This window comes from Falsihalocynthiibacter arcticus, from assembly GCF_000812665.2.
GTDB lineage: Bacteria > Pseudomonadota > Alphaproteobacteria > Rhodobacterales > Rhodobacteraceae > Falsihalocynthiibacter > Falsihalocynthiibacter arcticus.
Window position 1 is genome coordinate 3574327 of record NZ_CP014327.1, and the last position, 15493, is coordinate 3589819.

Consider the following 15493-nt stretch of genomic DNA (forward strand, 5'->3'; position numbering starts at 1 on the left):
GTGCCACACGGTAGCTCTCGTCAAAGCTCTTTCAGCCTCTTGTTGAAGTTTTGCAGCCAGCCTTGCCGTGCCTTGTCGGCTATCCGTAAATGAAAGTGCACGGCGACCTCCGAAGGGCTTGTCAGCCCCCCTTTTGGTGGCGGCAAGCTTTCAAGCAAAAGGGGCAACGCATTTCCAAGAAGGAATGGGGCACCATATCGAATTCGAGATGGGCCATTGCGCGCACCGCAACAGGGGCTGGGTTTAAGATCCCTGACCGCAACCTTAATCATGCCATCAGTTTCGTGAGATGAATCCGAAATGACGGAAGTCTTCCGGTCCATCCATCGAGTTGAACTGGCTTTGTCTACTGGAGAAAGCAAAACAATATCACCACTCACCTCAATCTCGTCGTCTTCAGTTGATGAATCTTCTTGATCAGGAGCATAATCGTCTACTTCAGCCCGAACGGGTTGGCGAAGACTCAAAGATGCACCAAGGGTTTCCTGCGCAACGAGATGTGAAGCCCCGCAATCATGGCATGCCATGAGTTCAAAAACCGCTGCTCCACAGTCACAATGATCGCGTTGGAAAATATGGATTTGCCCCCAAGGCCAATCACTGGTTTTGGCGGCAAGTTCCGGAGATCGCGCCCTACAGCTTGAATCGCAGCAAACCCATAATCCTCCCTGAGCCCGATGAAAGGCATGCATGCGCCAAGGGAGCAGGCGCAGACCTGTAGCCGGATCTTTAGCGCGGGCAACAGTTGAGAGCATCTCAAATGCTTGAGTTCTCCTTGACGGAGATTCCGAATCAAACTTTACAATATCAGCTACTTGCGTTAGATTTTTGCCGCCATCACGAACCGCATCAACCAGCTTCTGAACAGTTTCATCTGCGGCTATTCTGTTATACAAAGCTCCTTCATCAAGAGAGGCAAGTTCTTCTTGAACAAGTGCCCCTAAGCATTGGGGGCTCGGCAAATCCGGCCTAATTTCGGCCCCCTCAATGACGTCCACCAAATCTTCCGATACGCCAGCGAGATCTGCAAGGTAGCGGCGAAGTTGATTTCGAGTTTCTTCACCCTCTCCAATTGTCGCCGACGTAGCGACCAGCCGTACATCTTCAGGATTGACACCAAAGGCTTCGCGAACTCGGCGAAGCATGAGAGCCATTTCAGCTGCTTGAGCTCCAACATAGCTATGCGCCTCGTCAAGGATGATCCATTTAAGCTTTCCCTTGGATGCCTCAAGGATTGGACGGTCCTGAGGTCGCAGAAGTAAATATTCCAGCATGGTCACATTGGTTACGAGAATTGGGGGAACTTTCGAGCGAAGCTCTTTGCGATTGTTGATCTGCCCAGGCATCGGTCGATGTCGCGGATTTGGTTCCTCAGGCATGTCTCCATTATAGAGTGCATATGATAGCTGATTTTTGAATGGTGCGACCCAAGCAGACAAACGCTCTCGCTGGGATTCAATCAAGGCGTTTAAAGGGTACAACGCAATGGCATGGACACCTTTTAAAGATTGATCGCCCTGTGTTTGTTTCAACAAATCATTGATCATGGGGACCATGAAGCACTCAGTTTTTCCAGAGCCCGTACCGCTGGTAACCATATAAGACCGTTGGCCCTTTGCAGCAATTTCCCACGCTTTTAGCTGGTGCTCATAAGGTTTTCTATCCAATGGCACTTCGTTGGGCGTCGCCGAAGCCAAGGCTTCTACAAAATCTGGCAGCAAAATACCCGCTTCAGCAACCTCCTTCATAGTAAGGTCCGCAGACTTCCAGACTTTCTGCGCCTCAAAAATTGGGTCCGCTACAAATCCTTCGCCGAGCGATCCTTCAGTCATACGTCGGCGAAGTGCCTCATTGGCGGACCGAGATGCCATTCTTCCGTGAGATAGAATTGAATCGGTGGATCGGCGGTTAATGGCCTCAAGAGTGCTCAAGTATTCCGGGAAATCAGTCATTACTTGTCTTTCTTTGAAAGAGAACGGCAATTGCTGCTGGCAAAGCTGCCTCAAAATAAAGCGGATCAATTTGGCGACATTGCAATAGCGCCAGCGCGACATTGGACCAGTCCTGTCGTTCTTTTAAAACTAATTCTGCTGCCACTATAGGAGCTGCAAGCATTGATCTGCTTTCTCGATCGAAACGCTCCAAAACGCTCCAATTACCCACTGGAGCATTTGGAAGAAGATTACATCTATCAAAGAGGCGCCGTTTTACCGCGAGTTCAGCCTGCTCTTCGAGTGCCCTCAACGGTTGTGCTGGAGGTGCTAACCCTCGTTCAACCAATTCGACCGGAGAAAAAATCTCCAGCAATGCAAAGAAAAGGTGCGCAGACAATTCCGGCCTCAGACTAACTATGTTTTCGCAACGAGACATAACTGTGTCGGAAGCGATTTTATTACAGGTGCCTGTGGGCAAACCGGAGTTTTCCAATATTTTCTGGATATCGGCATAGCAGGAGGCCGCCGCCCTCTTCCATGCACCAAATGGCAATGTCATCCATGAAAAGGGTGCTTCCTCTTCAAGAGCCAAACGGTCTGCCTGACTGTCGACCTCACTTCGTAACAATATCAAAGTTGCAGCATCTGGTGTTAACGCCAACGATTGCACCTGATCTATCCACGCCGGCTCGGCAACCTTAGAAACGGAATCAATCAGTAACTCGATGCGCTTCCAATCCGGGTCTGTTGGAATTGTTACCCGGTGGCGCAAGCACTCGGATATGCGCGCCACTCTTTGCTGACGAGTGGTGGCATTGGCCGCGGATTGTAAATCCAAACTGAATGCATTTTTAGTTTCCGCAGGTTCAGTAGAAAAAACTGGTAGTATTGCAGGGCGCATGACTTCGTGCCCTTGAGCCGTAGCTAAAATCATCCAAGGGCCGGCCGACATATCCAAATGATCGGGCACAAGAGATTCTCGCAAAGATGGCCCGATATTTTGTTCAAAACGAATCTCGGGGTCTGACAGGCTTTGCCACTTTATTTGGATCAAATCGCAGCCCTCCCAACTAAGAGAATCCGTACCAACGCGTAATTTGGATGTTGCCTGTGCAATCATAAGTTTTGGAGTTTCGCGACCGTGAGCTAAAATACAAATGTCCATTTCCGCATCCGGCCCCCCAAGAGATAGCGCTGACTTAATAAAGCTCGAATAAGCTCCAAGAGAGGCTTCACGGTCCACCTTGAAGGAAACCGGCGGCCAGCTTGTCCCAGCGGCACCGCGGAGTCTTGCGGACAACGTTCCTCCTACCTCATCAGGGTTAAACAGGCGCCAATCATTTAGCTTGCTTCGTGCAATCGTCCTCCGATTTATTAGCTTACAATCGTCCGGCCCAATGATTGCGCCTGACTTTGTCCAAACGTCCAAAACGAGGCGTAAGCGGTTATCGCCCGCACAAATGTCAAGTTCGGTTTTTGAAGCCTGCTCGGGCAAGTTGGCGAGACTTAACTCGACGCATCTACTCTCAGATACGATCCCCGTGCTGTCTCCACAACTCACTTGGGCGCCAACCGGCAAACCGGTAAGACGAACACTTTTTTCACGTCCCTTTTCTAAAAACGAAACTAAAAAGTCGTGGGGCAACATCCAAATTCGCTGTCGAGCGACGACGTCCCCATTGAGTTCCCAGCCTATAGTGGAACCGCCCAATTCTTTTGAGGTGCTAAAGGGAGCCCAAGAACCTCCAGGCCTAACGGTTCGGAGGTTTCGTTCTGATATATCTGCGCCGTAAGATCCAGCTTCAGATCCAAAAAAACGGGGCCAACCCTTGTAAACGACATCGCCTCCAATTGTCCTAACTCCCAAAGCCACTTTACCCAATGCTCTGATTTGAGCACCAAGTTCCTCATCGCTGGAAGTCTTGAGAGAAAGTGATTGTGTCCGGCATTGAATGCGTCCCTGCCCAGTTACACAAACCAGAGAATGGTTCTGAAACTTGGTGCGATCAACAATTTTCATACCATCAAAGCACGCGATCTCAGCGTCAGATTCAGATTGAACAAATAGACGCGAAGCGGTTGTCGCAGCCCGCCCATCTGCAAGATAGTCAAGTTTATCGGGCATATCATCAGATTTGTTGCGCCCCACCCAAATTCCGGCGAGAGGTCGATCAAAACTGGTTTCTTCTAACCCAGAAATTGAAATTTCTTGTGTAACTTTCCCGTCCGCCAGCACACCAAAACGCACCGATTCCCCTACTGGCCAAGCAACGGATACAGTTCTTTTTCCAGAAGTACGACGTAGCTCCCACGTCGACCCATCTTCGGACAAGTCACCCCGGATCAACAGTCCGGGTAGAGCTGCAGACAAAGGACCAGTTGGTCTAAGCCGTATTGCTTGTATAGAGGGGTCGCTCAGTGGAATAATCCCACGGTCAACAGAAGCCTTCTCGGGAAATTCGATGAAAGAGCTCCAATCACCATCTTCACGTTTTCTAAGAACCCGAAGAGCGAAATCGTTATGTCTATTTACACGTCTTTCAGCTTTCAACGCCTCGTCAAGAAGGGACTTAGCGGCATCGATTCCAATATTAATTGAAAGTTCGTTGCGCCAATTTGGTCGTTGCCCATCCAACCACACCACTGAAGACTCCCTCGGAATTTGCGGTGGTATCTGTTGACGTGCATTGACCAGCCCTAAAACAAAACCAACGATCAGATCTGAGACATCATCCTGCCTGAAACCTTCGGGCCAGCGAGAGGTGACGCTTCGTACAAGTCCAGGCAGCGCTTCGGCGGCCATGATCCCGCGGAGCTCGGCTTCTCCAACAAGTCTAAGGATTTGAGACCGATATCGTCCCTCGGGCTTGAGCATTTCCTGCGGCAACCCTCCTTCAACCAAAAGAGATTGAAGAAATAAACGCTTATGATCGCTCTTTCGAAGGGGTCTTTGCCAATACCGCAATCCCCAAGTCGTAGTTTCTACAAGCTGGGACCATTCGATATTCTTCTCAAGAGCATCTGTAAGAAAACGCCACGTCAAATGGCTGCCATCATAGCTGCTTCTGAAATGCTCCGTTGCCCAAAGAGTGAATATCGCGGCATAAAGCCCGGATGATTGCGGTTCCGCCGTCATGCAGTACAGTTGCATTTGGTCGTATTGTTCTTCCGTCACACGATACACGTGTAAAGGTCTCCCGTCTGGCGCCTCCAGGCCCAATTCGGCAAGAATGTCGGTTAGAATTGCTTGGAACCGGTTTCCGGTTGCGTATGACGACGACAATGGGGATCCAGCACTTTCTAACATTATTTCTTTCTTTCCAATTGGTAAGAGGATTAAATTTGGGGTCGAGACAAGTTTTGTGAAAAGCTCTTGGCGTAGCCGCCAACCGCACGTTCTATCGACTCTTGAAGTTTACTGGGCCAAGACACGCGATTACTCGGTGAATAACTAACATCGTTCTTTTAGATGCCGGCTTTGTAAGGAATACTTTTTAAATTAACCCTCTTTATCGTTACCCGATAGACCCGCAAAAAATTTCAGGTCCAAGCCTCGGGAGGAATTGGCGTTTTCATTGTATGAATAGTAATATGTTTTTTGTTAGGCTGATTTCGTTTTTGAGCCAATCCTTTGTGATTTCCCGCCAAATAGCCTTCGTAAGACGATAAGGCGCACAACGTTCAAGCCGAGTACGATTTTTTCAGTGACACGCTACAATCGTAGGTCACGTGTCTAACATGTCCCTCATGATAATTCTTCGTACAGCACTGGAGCAAAACCACACTAACTTACATCTATGAATTACTTACACTTGGAGGCCGTTTGGGGAACAAATCACCTAACTTCGCCTTAGATTTGCCGCTTTCCTCCTCGCTATTAGAAAATCAAAACAATTGGTTTCTTATTCAAGTTCTATTTAATTTTGGCCGAGTTCAAGAAAGAAAATCAGTATGGCTCTCGAGGCAATTAACACGCTCATAGCGCTAAAAAACCGCTATAAACGCTTTTCTATCGCCAACGCAATTGCTGCTATCGGATGTGGTAGTGTATCCCTCCTCGAAAGCTGGGCCCCTAATCTAAATGACGGAATTCTCATAGTTGGTGCGGTTTTCTGTGTCACTCTTACATATACTTTCCCTCGGTACATGTTTCTCTGTGGCTCAATTAGGAACTATAGGTTTGCGTGCTCAACCCTAATAACCATATTACAATCTACAGACTCGAAAAAAATCAAGGTGGAATTTGAAGCTCTAAAATTTAGGTGCCGAAATGCTCCCCTTATCGTAGAGGAAATCCGGCGCCATCAACCGGAAATCCAAGCATGGCTCAAAACCGTCGAACAACGAGAAGATCGAGACAGGAACAAAAGCAGCAAGAACAGTAGATGTGTTGAGTTGTCTCGGCATTTTACGGAAATGCGAAATCGCATTAGTCTTCATTCACACGAGTTGTGTGAGGCGTCTCCAGCCATTTGCGCAGTCAAAAAACTCTCCGAAAGCATATCTATGCTAACTGCCTTCCGAGAAAACGCTGAAAATGATTGGTATGAAGCTGAGAATAAAATGTCTTGGTGGCAAAAACTCACAGTAGACCCTCCAGATTTATCCCAGACAAATCAAAGCATTAAAACACTTCAAAAAGCGCAAAAGCGACTTTCCACATCTGGTGATATCGAGAAAACTAAATCGTATTTCGCTTCATTAACCATGCGGGCCAACGAACGAATAGATACGCTCGAACAAATCGCAATCGGCTCTGTGCCTTCATCGTACCGCACCCCTTATGATAGCAAGACTGTTGCAAAAAGCGCCATTTGGCTATCGGCACTATCAATTCCAGCGTCCGTTTGGTCCGACATCACTCAAGCTCGGGATATTTACTCCACGCTACGAAATGTGAACAGCAACTTTGCGGATTCGTCAGATGCCGAAATCTGGCTGCAGAGCCTCATGCTGCCGGGCGAAAGCCTGGCAGGCCTCGTCTCGCTGACCAAAGGAGCTTATTTCGAGTCACTCATTGCAAGCAAGACAGGCGGAGAGCTTTTTGAAAACTTCAATCACCCTGATACCGATATAGTGATTGATGGCATCGCATATCAATTAAAAGCAACCGACTCTGAGGCCTACCTAAACACCGTCGCCGACAACATTCCAATCATCGCGACAAGTGAGGTGGCACAGGCGACGGAAGCTATCAACAGTGGAATAGCGAATGTCGACATTGAACAAGCGACCGAGCTTGCTCTTGGCGGTAGTATTGTCGACTTTAGTGACACTGCTGTCGATGCACTACTAACAGGTGCTGGTAGCATGGGAATCCTTTCGATAATCCGCGGTGTCGGCTACGCGGCACAGCAGTACAACGATGGTATGGACTGTGAAGAGGCCATCTTTGAGGGAGTTGGTGTAGCGGTTTCCGGAACTGCGAAAGCTTTCGTCGATACAGCAGAGCTTGGTTACAAGGCGCTATCCTCACGGCCGAGCCGCTTTGTCGGACGTCAGATTGGTAGGCTCGCATCGAAGATTTGAATAACTATCTGAACCGCCCCTGGTTCTCCGGAGGCTGATTACTTCAAGTAATGCGACCATAACCGTAAGCGCTGCTTTGGTCCCACCTATGCGGCGTAGTTCCACGGTAGCAGCTGCTCGATGTGCTTCTGCTTATGTCCGTTGACTATGGCTGTGAGGACGCTGGTCAGGTAGCTGTGCGGTTCGATTTTGTTCAGTTTGCAGGTCTCGATCAGCGACGCGAGCATGGCCCAGTTTTGTGCGCCAGCGTCGTGACCCGCGAAGAGCGCGTTCTTTCTTTGCAGGGCGATGGGGCGGATTGTGCGTTCTACGGCGTTGCTGTCCATCTCGATGCGACCGTCGGTCAGGAACAAGATCAGGCCATCCCAGTATTTGGCGATGTATTTGAGCGCTGCGCCAGTTGGAGATTTGGCAGAGACCTGCGTTCTTGTGTGATCCAGCCATATTTTGAAGGTCGCTACTTTTGGCGCAGATTTTTGCTGTCGCATCGCTAAGCGTTCCTCAGCGGATTGACCTCGGACTTGGCCTTCGATCCGGTAGAGGACTGCGATCTGTTTGAGACCCTCCTCGGCGATGGGGGCCACGTTATTATGGGTCAACTCATAGAGTTTGCGTCGTGCATGAGCCCAGCAATACGCCAGTTGGATCGGGGCATTGTCCCGCAAATTAAGCACGCGGTTGTATCCGGCATAACCGTCCACTTGCAGGATGCCACCAAAGCCCTGCAAAATCTCGGTTGCGTATTTGCCGGATCGTCCTGGCGCATAAGTAAAGGCCACCCCGGGTGCTTCTGGCCCATTCCAAGCGCGATCATCGCGGGCGAGCGCCCAGAAGTAACCTTTCTTGGTTCTACCTCGCCCAGGGTCGAGCACCGGCGCCGGCGTCTCATCCATAAACAGTTTTGTGGATCTCTTGAGGTGTGCCAGCAGAGCGTCATGGACAGGCTTCAGTTCATGCGCGGCTTTCCCAACCCAGAATGCCAGTGTTGATCGGTCGATATCAACGCCTTGCCGTGCATAGATTTGTGACTGACGATACAATGGCAGATGATCGGCATATTTGGACACAATCACACTGGCAATGGTGGCCTCAGTCGGCATGCCGCCTTCGATCAGGCGTGGTTTGGCAGGTGCTTGGACAATGCCTGCCTCGCAGTCACGGCAGGCATATTTGGGGCGGCGTGTGACAATGACGCGGAACTGCGCGGGCACGATGTCTAGGCGTTCGCTGACATCTTCACCTATGATGTGGCGCTCAGCGCCGCAGCCACAGATCGTGCTGTCGGGTGCAAAAACCTCTTCAACACGCGGCAGATGTTTTGGCAGCACACCACGCCCTTTGGGTGGCTTCGTCGCGCCTGCTGTCTTTGGCGGGTCAATCGCTACGTCCTCAGCATGGACGACAGCCATGGCTGTTTCGATGTCCTCCAACGCGAGGTGATATTGATCCGGATCGCCTTTCTCGGACTTCGCCCCGTAGAGCGCCCGCTTGAAGTCAGTCAACAGCTTCTCGAGGCGAATGATGCGGTATTCCTTGCGTTGGATGATGCCGTCACGCTCGGTAAGGGTCGTATTCTGCGCACTGATATGGGCCTCGGCGGCCGCCAAAAGTGCTTTGAGCGCATCGATATCGTCAGGAAGATCAGTGGCGGATGTCATGGGTGTTTGATACCAAAAACCGCACCAAACTACCCGCCTAAAGCACCACCCGAGTCATTCTGCCGCAGCCGGTGGGCGGGTCTCCAATGCAGTCACGCGACGCCAATCGAGCCCCGCAAACAGCGTCTCAAATTGAGCCGGATCAAGCCGCAAAACGCCATCCTTGATGGCGGGCCATTTGAACGCATTCTGCTCAAGCCGCTTGTACGCCATGACCAGGCCGGTTCCGTCCCACCAGATCATCTTGAGGCGATCCGCCCGTTTAGCACGGAAGACATAGACCGCGCCATCAAAGGGCTTCTTGTGCAAATGGCTCTGCACCAGCGCGGCCAAACCGTCATGGCCTTTACGAAAGTCGACAGGTTTGGTCGCGACAAAGATCTGCACGCCATGCGACGGATGGATCACAGCGCAGCCGCGATCTCAGCGATGCGGGCCGCAGGCGTATCGGCGGCCAAGCGGATCGTTACTCCACCTTTGAGCAACTCAACGCTGGTCAAAGTGATGGGTCGTGTTGGAAGCACTTCAAGCGCCTTAGGGTTTGCAATCTGCACGGGCACAAAATCCATCCCATCCAAGTTGGGTAAAACAAGTTTACCCGTCCGCGCCATACGTCGCCAATCTGAAACGCTGCTGGGTATCAAACCATATCGCTTGGCCACCCCATTTACAGTCGCGCCCTCAATCAACGTTTCCGCAACAATCCGCGCCTTCAGTTCAAGAGGCCAGCGTCGCTTTCCGTCTGAACTGCGTGGAATCCTTGTGAGAAACTCATTCGTAGCTTCCATAGAGAAACTCCCTCCAAATTTATGAAGGGACGGAATCGCATATTAACCACCCAAGGGGAATGTGGGGTCAAACCAACGGTTACCCATAACCGGCACTGGAAGATTTCGGCCGTGATATCCGAACGCCAATGCAGCATTCATTTGGTGAATGTATTGGTTGAGGATGAATCTAAACGAAGCTGCTAAAGTTTGGCCCAGATCGATGGCTTCCCGAAAGCTCAAACCCTCGAGTTATTTGTGCCCTTGCCGGTTCTTCAAAGTCTTCTGATATTCCCCCATCTATAATCGGGTCAATCCGCAGAATATCATGCCGATGACGCCGTTTTTCAAACGACACGACAATGACGATTTTCTATGACACCCCTACCAGTGGCAACGGGATCTTGGGATGGAATGCGCACTCGACTGTTCGTTTCGAAAGATGATTAGCCGTTCCGGTTTACGGTGCGTTTGCATGATTTACCTCAGAGTGCGGTTCAACACGCTTTGATCTGCATGTAGCCTTGTTCTTGCCAATTTTTTAATTCAAACAATAACTCACCAGAAATCGGCGATGTTTACCACGACAAAAGGCTTCGAAAAATGATTGTACGCATAAGAAATTTCCTCCTGTGGATGGTCATTGTTGTCGGTTTGGCTCTCATCTCCTGGGCAGGCTATGTTGGTTACAATCAAGGGCCATTTTTAGCCCCAATTACAGAGAAAAAGACAACGGGTGCTCGCCAAATATCCGCCCATCCGAACCTTTCGCGTGTCATTGATGCAGATACAATTGTCGTTGGAGAAATTCATGTGCGCTTGGATGGCATATCAGCTCCAGAACGTGGCCATAAAGCTTACACCAAAGGGAAGTGGTTTGTTGCTGACTTAATGCATAAAGCCACCGATGTGATTTGCGATCTTGAGGGACGAAAGACTTATGATCGCGAAGTCGGAGCCTGCTATTTCATCATGGAAGATGGGCAACGGATTGATCCGCAAGCAGAAGTCGTGAAGGCTGGGTTTGCACGAGATTGCCCTCGGTATTCCGGAGGGCGTTATCAAAACCTTGAAACGCCTGAAAGCCGAGCATTACCTTTCCCAAAGTACTGTTAAAGATAATGACATTTCACAGAGGATCATACTGATCGATCCGCCCGCCTCCAGAGCTTCGAGAAGCTTTCTCAACTGAGATGCTGGAGTAACTGCGCCAGTTACATCGTCAAGGCAGTATTTGGCTGCAAGATCCTGGTAATTGGTTGAAAACACAATGGGTCCATTCAAAAATTGCTTTGAAATGTCTTGTCAACAAAATGTGGCAGCTCATCGCTCTTAGGTGCCCAAATTAGTATCGGCTCAACATCAAGTGGGATTTTGAACTCATCGCGTAAAGATTGAAACACAAAGCAGTTAAAGGGGAATTTGTCTTCCCCCCGAGCGCCAAAGTGGTACCTATCTCTTACTTTAACATATGCACAGTTTTCGATCACACCAATTTCATTCACCCTTTTAAAACTAATACTTGGATCTTTTTTTACCGCGTTTATTATTCTATCTTTTTCAACACCGCTTGGAATTACGGTTCCTTTTATGTTTTCGTATTTATTGAGAATTTTCTGCGAAATGGTCGCCACAGGTACTGTATCGCCCAAAATACTGTATGCTTTTCTGAACTCGTTAGCCGCATCCTCTCCAAGAACCAACATTTGAGCGTAAGTGGCATTCAATTTCTCTGTTTGAAAGGGGCTTAACTCTTTCTGGTGTTTTTCAAGTAGGCTTTCAGAAAGGGTTTTGACGTCTTGTTTTGGTTCTTCATTTAGAGACCGGAGAAACTCCGTTTGGTATTCTACTGGTAGCTTTTGAACCGCGCGCCAGTGTTTTTCGGCGTCAGAATTATACTCGATTACTGTTGATGCTATCGGGAAGCTGTTGATTTCAGGTCGTGGTTTCGAATGTTCTGGAATAGGCATCATCTTTGAATTCGTAGACATGGTCATAATTTGATTTTGGTTTTTTATCGGTGGGCCAACAACCATCGGTTGCTGAATATGGGGTTCGACAGATTCTTTTTTGATTTCTGAGTTTGCATAGATCAAAACCGCAAACCATGGGATCATATTAAATCCGATAGTTACAGAATTGACACCAATTGCATACGAAAAGGAGGGTGAAGTGGGTTCAGAAAGAGTTAAACCGACCAAAACTAAGCCACCTACTGCTTGGAGCATAAGAACAGTGAATGCGGTAATCCTTATGGATTTTTGATTACCTTGAAAGGCGAAGTAAGCTACAAGAAACCACAGAACCGCCGTCACGCTTATTGGGCCTGGTTCCAAGCCCGAAATATTGCGTGAAATGCCGGTGAAAACCATTATGACAAACACCCAAACAACAGAAAATACGGCTAAGCCCCAATAGCGTTTATTCATCGTGTAACCTTTAAACTATAATATTTCCAAATTCACTTTTCAGCCATTGAGATATCATGCGTGTGGTATTCACGCTGGCTTCGGATACTTAATTTTGCACCCAAAGTGTGGCCCTCTTAAGGCAGTTGCTTTCCATTTTTAGCCAATATCCTTTGAATTTTTTCCAATCGGTTGAAACATACTTCCTCTTGAGCAGCCCCACTTGAGTGGCTCAAGAGGAAAGTTGGTGCATGATTGGCCTTTGCTCCACTGGAATGATGGCCTCTGGCGCTGGCGGGAGATATCCGGCACTGGAAGATTTCGGCCGTGATAACCGAATGCCAATGCAGCATTCATTTGGTGAATGTATTGGTTGAGTATGAATCTAAATGAAGCTGCTAAAGTTTGGCCCAGATCGATAGCTTTTCGAAAGCTCAAACCCTCAAGTTATTTGTGCCCTTGCCGGTTCTTCAAAGTCTTCTGATATTCCCCCATCTATAATCGGCTCAATCTGCAGAATATCATGCCGATGGCGCCGTTTTTCAAACAACACGACTATGACGCTTTTCTATGACACCCCTATCTACCTTGACCAAGGACTTGGCAGCTGAACACAAGCAGAGCGAGACGCCCCGCGGTTTGATGTAACCGACGAACATGAAGGTCAAGCAAAGACGCTGGCCAAAATGACCTTTGGAATACGGAACCGCCAGCACAACAACATTGAGACGCCAATATGGGTGTCCCGGTAAAACCATTTACCGCACCATACCAGGTGCGGCAAATGGCGACGGCGCTTGACGGTGGGGGATAGTAAAATGCAAACCAGAGTGACAAAGTCACTGCGCACTCTGCCTTTTTATTACCTCCCTATCGTGCAATTCTTTCGAAGAAAGCGATTAAATGCGGCTATCAACGCATCTAAAATAGCAGTTCCAACCAAACAAAAAGTGGTCTTCGCTATGCTTCCGATAGGTATTGCCGATATTTTGATCTAAAATCGGCCAACCGTTCGAATGCCTGAAGGGCGCAGACATTGGTTTCGTCGATAGGCAGTTTCGCGCTTCCGTCCGAGAGCGCTTCCTCAATTACGTCCCATGGTAAAACCTCGCGCATTAACCGACCGTGTGGATTTCCGTCCTTTGGGTTGATCAAGGTCGCTCGGATTGCAGCATTTTCTGCGGCTTCCAATAGAGAAGGAGAAACGCCAGATACCTCAGCGAGCCAGAACATCATCGGACTACATTTCAATCGGTTCCAAACATGCTTGGCTGGTAAGCCTGCAGGGTCTATTCCCTTTTCGAGCGCCTTAGCATCTTGGAAGAACATCCAGCCAAGCCAATGCTCGCGCTGAGATCTATACCATTTGCCATGAAACCCAGTTCCGATCTGTATTTTCTGCTCAAGAGCCGTTGTTCTTGGAGGAGCAGGCTCAAAACAAGCAATAAACTGTTTTAGACTGCATTGAGTTATCATTTTTTTATCTTTCCATTTTTCAACCAATTATCGGCGCACCGAAAGCAGCAGTTCAACCAAACAAAAATGGCCTTCGCTATGCATCCGGAAGGTATTGCCGAAATTCTGATCTTAAACTCGCCAATCGTTCAAATGCCTGAAGGGCAAAGTAATCGGTTTCGTCGATAGGGAGTTTGGCCACCCCAGCAAAGAGCGCGTCGTCTATTACGCCCCATGGCAAGACTTCTCGCATCAACCGACCGTGCGGATTGCCGTCCTTTGGGTTAATCAAAGTCGCTCGGATTGCAGCATCTTCTGCGGCATCCAAGAGTGAAGAGGAAACGCCAGATGCTTCTGCGAGCCAAAACATCGACGGACTACATTTCAATCGGTTCCAGACAGGCTTGGCTGGTAAGACTCCGGGGTCTTTTCCCTTTTCGTGCGCCTTAGCATCTTGGTAAAACATCCAACCAAGCCAATGCTCGCGCTGAGATCGATACCATTTGCCGTGGTACCCAGTTCCGATCTTTATTTTCTGCTCAAGAGCTGTTGTTCTTGGAGGAGCAGGCTCGAAACAAGCAATAAACTGTTTTAGATCGGATTGAGTTATCATTCTTTCGAACTTTCCATTTTTCAGCCACTTGACCGTGCTTATTAACAAAATGTGTCAATTTTCTGCCCGATTTCAATGAGGTAGAATTGGTTGTGCTGTATGCAATTTCTATTCTTCAAGCTAACGCACAATACGGGAGGTCTTGTTCAGTCTGGAGTAACCATGCCCCATAGAGGTGCTGTGAAACTGGGGGCTTATTTTACAGCGGAGAGCTATACCCAGAAGTTGGTGATGGCATGATCAGGCTCCGCTTTTCAACTGCCTTACCCCTTCCCTGGTTTCAACCCTTCTCATAATTTCGGGCTTACGGTTTGAGACATTTTATCTGCGCGGACATCATCAGTTTGAACGCCATGGCGAGGCTGATTTTTTCACCAGTTTGCTGAGCCGACGTGACGGCCCTTAGCTGCCATAATTGAAACAATATTGGGGCGCACAATACAATGCACCAAATTTTAGGAATTTTACAAATGACGTTTTCAAATCATATTGAACGACACACGGTGAAGGCGAAAGGTATCTGCAAAAGTATCGCAAAAAAAATCGGGTTCCTGATTATGATTTTTGCTATCGGCCTCGTTTTCAAGGCGATTTCCGCTGCATCACCAGATTACGCATTGCGACATGTGGAGGGCGGACCAACGTTTACCTGTCTCGAAGACGCAGAAGCAGCCAGTGGTGCTTTCGTGATTTACAATTACCATCTCGAGAACAATTCCAAGGCGACGGCTATATTGGCTGAGCAAGAGGTAGATGTGCAGCGCAATATTGAATTCCATCTTGCACACCTTTCGGCGACAACAACTCGGTCCGAATTTCTCAGTGAGACCGCCGACTCTATCGACGCGAGGGAAGCCGTTTTTTACAAAAAATTCTTGGCAGATTGCCGTCTGTGAAACAACGAGGTTTTTAGCTACGATGGGGTTTTATTTAGACTTTCCATCTTGAGCAGCTTCACTTGAGTGGTCCACGTTGAAAGTTAGTGCATGACTGGACTTTAGTTCACCTGAATGATGGCCTCTGGTGTTGCGGTTGCCGGAACTGCGAAAGCTTTCGTTGATACAGCAGAGCTTGGTTACAAGGTGCTATCCTCTCAGCCGAGCCGCTTTGTCGGACGTCAAATCGGCTC

At 48.8% G+C, this 15493-nt stretch carries 11 protein-coding genes; 3 read left to right on the top strand and 8 right to left on the bottom strand.

Translation table 11 applies throughout. From position 1 onward, the window contains the following. Positions 1-20 precede the first annotated feature (20 nt). Positions 21-2054, bottom strand: coding sequence for a DEAD/DEAH box helicase (locus RC74_RS17550; RefSeq protein WP_082802350.1), 2034 nt, complete (start codon positions 2052-2054; stop codon positions 21-23). Continuing rightward, positions 1945-5118, bottom strand: coding sequence for an STY4851/ECs_5259 family protein (locus RC74_RS17555; protein ID WP_156477509.1), 3174 nt, complete (start codon positions 5116-5118; stop codon positions 1945-1947). The genes RC74_RS17550 and RC74_RS17555 overlap by 110 nt, the downstream gene beginning before the upstream one ends. A 1322-nt stretch (positions 5119-6440) precedes the next feature. Between RC74_RS17555 and RC74_RS22345 the strand changes: the two genes are divergently transcribed. Continuing rightward, positions 6441-7463, top strand: a complete 1023-nt coding sequence (locus RC74_RS22345; RefSeq protein ID WP_156477510.1) for a hypothetical protein — start codon at positions 6441-6443, stop codon at positions 7461-7463. 86 nt (positions 7464-7549) lie between these two features. On the opposite strand, the gene tnpC is transcribed toward RC74_RS22345, so the two are convergent. Genes tnpC through RC74_RS17575 form a run of 3 tightly spaced genes read right to left on the bottom strand, consistent with a single transcriptional unit; the run spans position 7550 to position 9909 of the window. Continuing rightward, complete coding sequence (gene tnpC, locus RC74_RS17565; protein ID WP_062628112.1) at positions 7550-9121, bottom strand: IS66 family transposase; 1572 nt, start codon at positions 9119-9121, stop codon at positions 7550-7552. A gap of 54 nt (positions 9122-9175) precedes the next feature. Continuing rightward, the gene (gene tnpB, locus RC74_RS17570; RefSeq protein WP_039000107.1) at positions 9176-9529 is read right to left on the bottom strand and encodes an IS66 family insertion sequence element accessory protein TnpB; all 354 of its coding nucleotides are present in this window, start codon (positions 9527-9529) and stop codon (positions 9176-9178) included. Further along, entirely contained in the window at positions 9526-9909 is a 384-nt protein-coding gene (locus RC74_RS17575; protein ID WP_039000108.1) for a transposase, read from the bottom strand. The genes tnpB and RC74_RS17575 overlap by 4 nt, the downstream gene beginning before the upstream one ends. A gap of 615 nt (positions 9910-10524) precedes the next feature. Here RC74_RS17575 and RC74_RS17580 point away from each other — a divergent pair. Continuing rightward, a complete protein-coding gene (locus tag RC74_RS17580) occupies positions 10525-11004 on the top strand; it encodes a thermonuclease family protein (protein WP_236939968.1) in 480 nt (159 codons plus the stop codon). Positions 11005-11168: 164 nt separating this feature from the next. Here RC74_RS17580 and RC74_RS17585 read toward each other — a convergent pair whose 3' ends face one another. The 3 genes from RC74_RS17585 to RC74_RS17595 form a co-directional block, all read right to left on the bottom strand. Beyond that, positions 11169-12317: a hypothetical protein gene (locus RC74_RS17585; RefSeq protein ID WP_039001006.1), complete on the bottom strand. Its 1149-nt coding sequence runs from the start codon at positions 12315-12317 to the stop codon at positions 11169-11171. 939 nt (positions 12318-13256) lie between these two features. Continuing rightward, the gene (locus tag RC74_RS17590) at positions 13257-13772 is read right to left on the bottom strand and encodes a hypothetical protein (protein ID WP_052274672.1); all 516 of its coding nucleotides are present in this window, start codon (positions 13770-13772) and stop codon (positions 13257-13259) included. A 76-nt stretch (positions 13773-13848) separates the two neighbouring features. Beyond that, positions 13849-14364: a hypothetical protein gene (locus RC74_RS17595; protein WP_052274673.1), complete on the bottom strand. Its 516-nt coding sequence runs from the start codon at positions 14362-14364 to the stop codon at positions 13849-13851. Positions 14365-14834: 470 nt separating this feature from the next. Between RC74_RS17595 and RC74_RS17600 the strand changes: the two genes are divergently transcribed. Then, positions 14835-15260, top strand: a complete 426-nt coding sequence (locus RC74_RS17600) for a hypothetical protein (RefSeq protein WP_039001007.1) — start codon at positions 14835-14837, stop codon at positions 15258-15260. The last annotated feature ends 233 nt before the right edge of the window (positions 15261-15493 follow it).

What these genes read in the sequence shown, in the direction of transcription:
- RC74_RS17550 (WP_082802350.1), bottom strand. Translation starts at nt 2,054, where the DNA reads ATGTCGCGCTGGCGCTATTGCAATGTCGCCAAATTGATCCGCTTTATT.
- RC74_RS22345 (WP_156477510.1), top strand. Translation starts at nt 6,441, where the DNA reads ATGCTAACTGCCTTCCGAGAAAACGCTGAAAATGATTGGTATGAAGCT.
- tnpC (WP_062628112.1), bottom strand. Translation starts at nt 9,121, where the DNA reads ATGACATCCGCCACTGATCTTCCTGACGATATCGATGCGCTCAAAGCA.
- RC74_RS17575 (WP_039000108.1), bottom strand. Translation starts at nt 9,909, where the DNA reads ATGGAAGCTACGAATGAGTTTCTCACAAGGATTCCACGCAGTTCAGAC.
- RC74_RS17580 (WP_236939968.1), top strand. Translation starts at nt 10,525, where the DNA reads ATGGTCATTGTTGTCGGTTTGGCTCTCATCTCCTGGGCAGGCTATGTT.
- RC74_RS17585 (WP_039001006.1), bottom strand. Translation starts at nt 12,317, where the DNA reads ATGAATAAACGCTATTGGGGCTTAGCCGTATTTTCTGTTGTTTGGGTG.
- RC74_RS17590 (WP_052274672.1), bottom strand. Translation starts at nt 13,772, where the DNA reads ATGATAACTCAATGCAGTCTAAAACAGTTTATTGCTTGTTTTGAGCCT.
- RC74_RS17595 (WP_052274673.1), bottom strand. Translation starts at nt 14,364, where the DNA reads ATGATAACTCAATCCGATCTAAAACAGTTTATTGCTTGTTTCGAGCCT.
- RC74_RS17600 (WP_039001007.1), top strand. Translation starts at nt 14,835, where the DNA reads ATGACGTTTTCAAATCATATTGAACGACACACGGTGAAGGCGAAAGGT.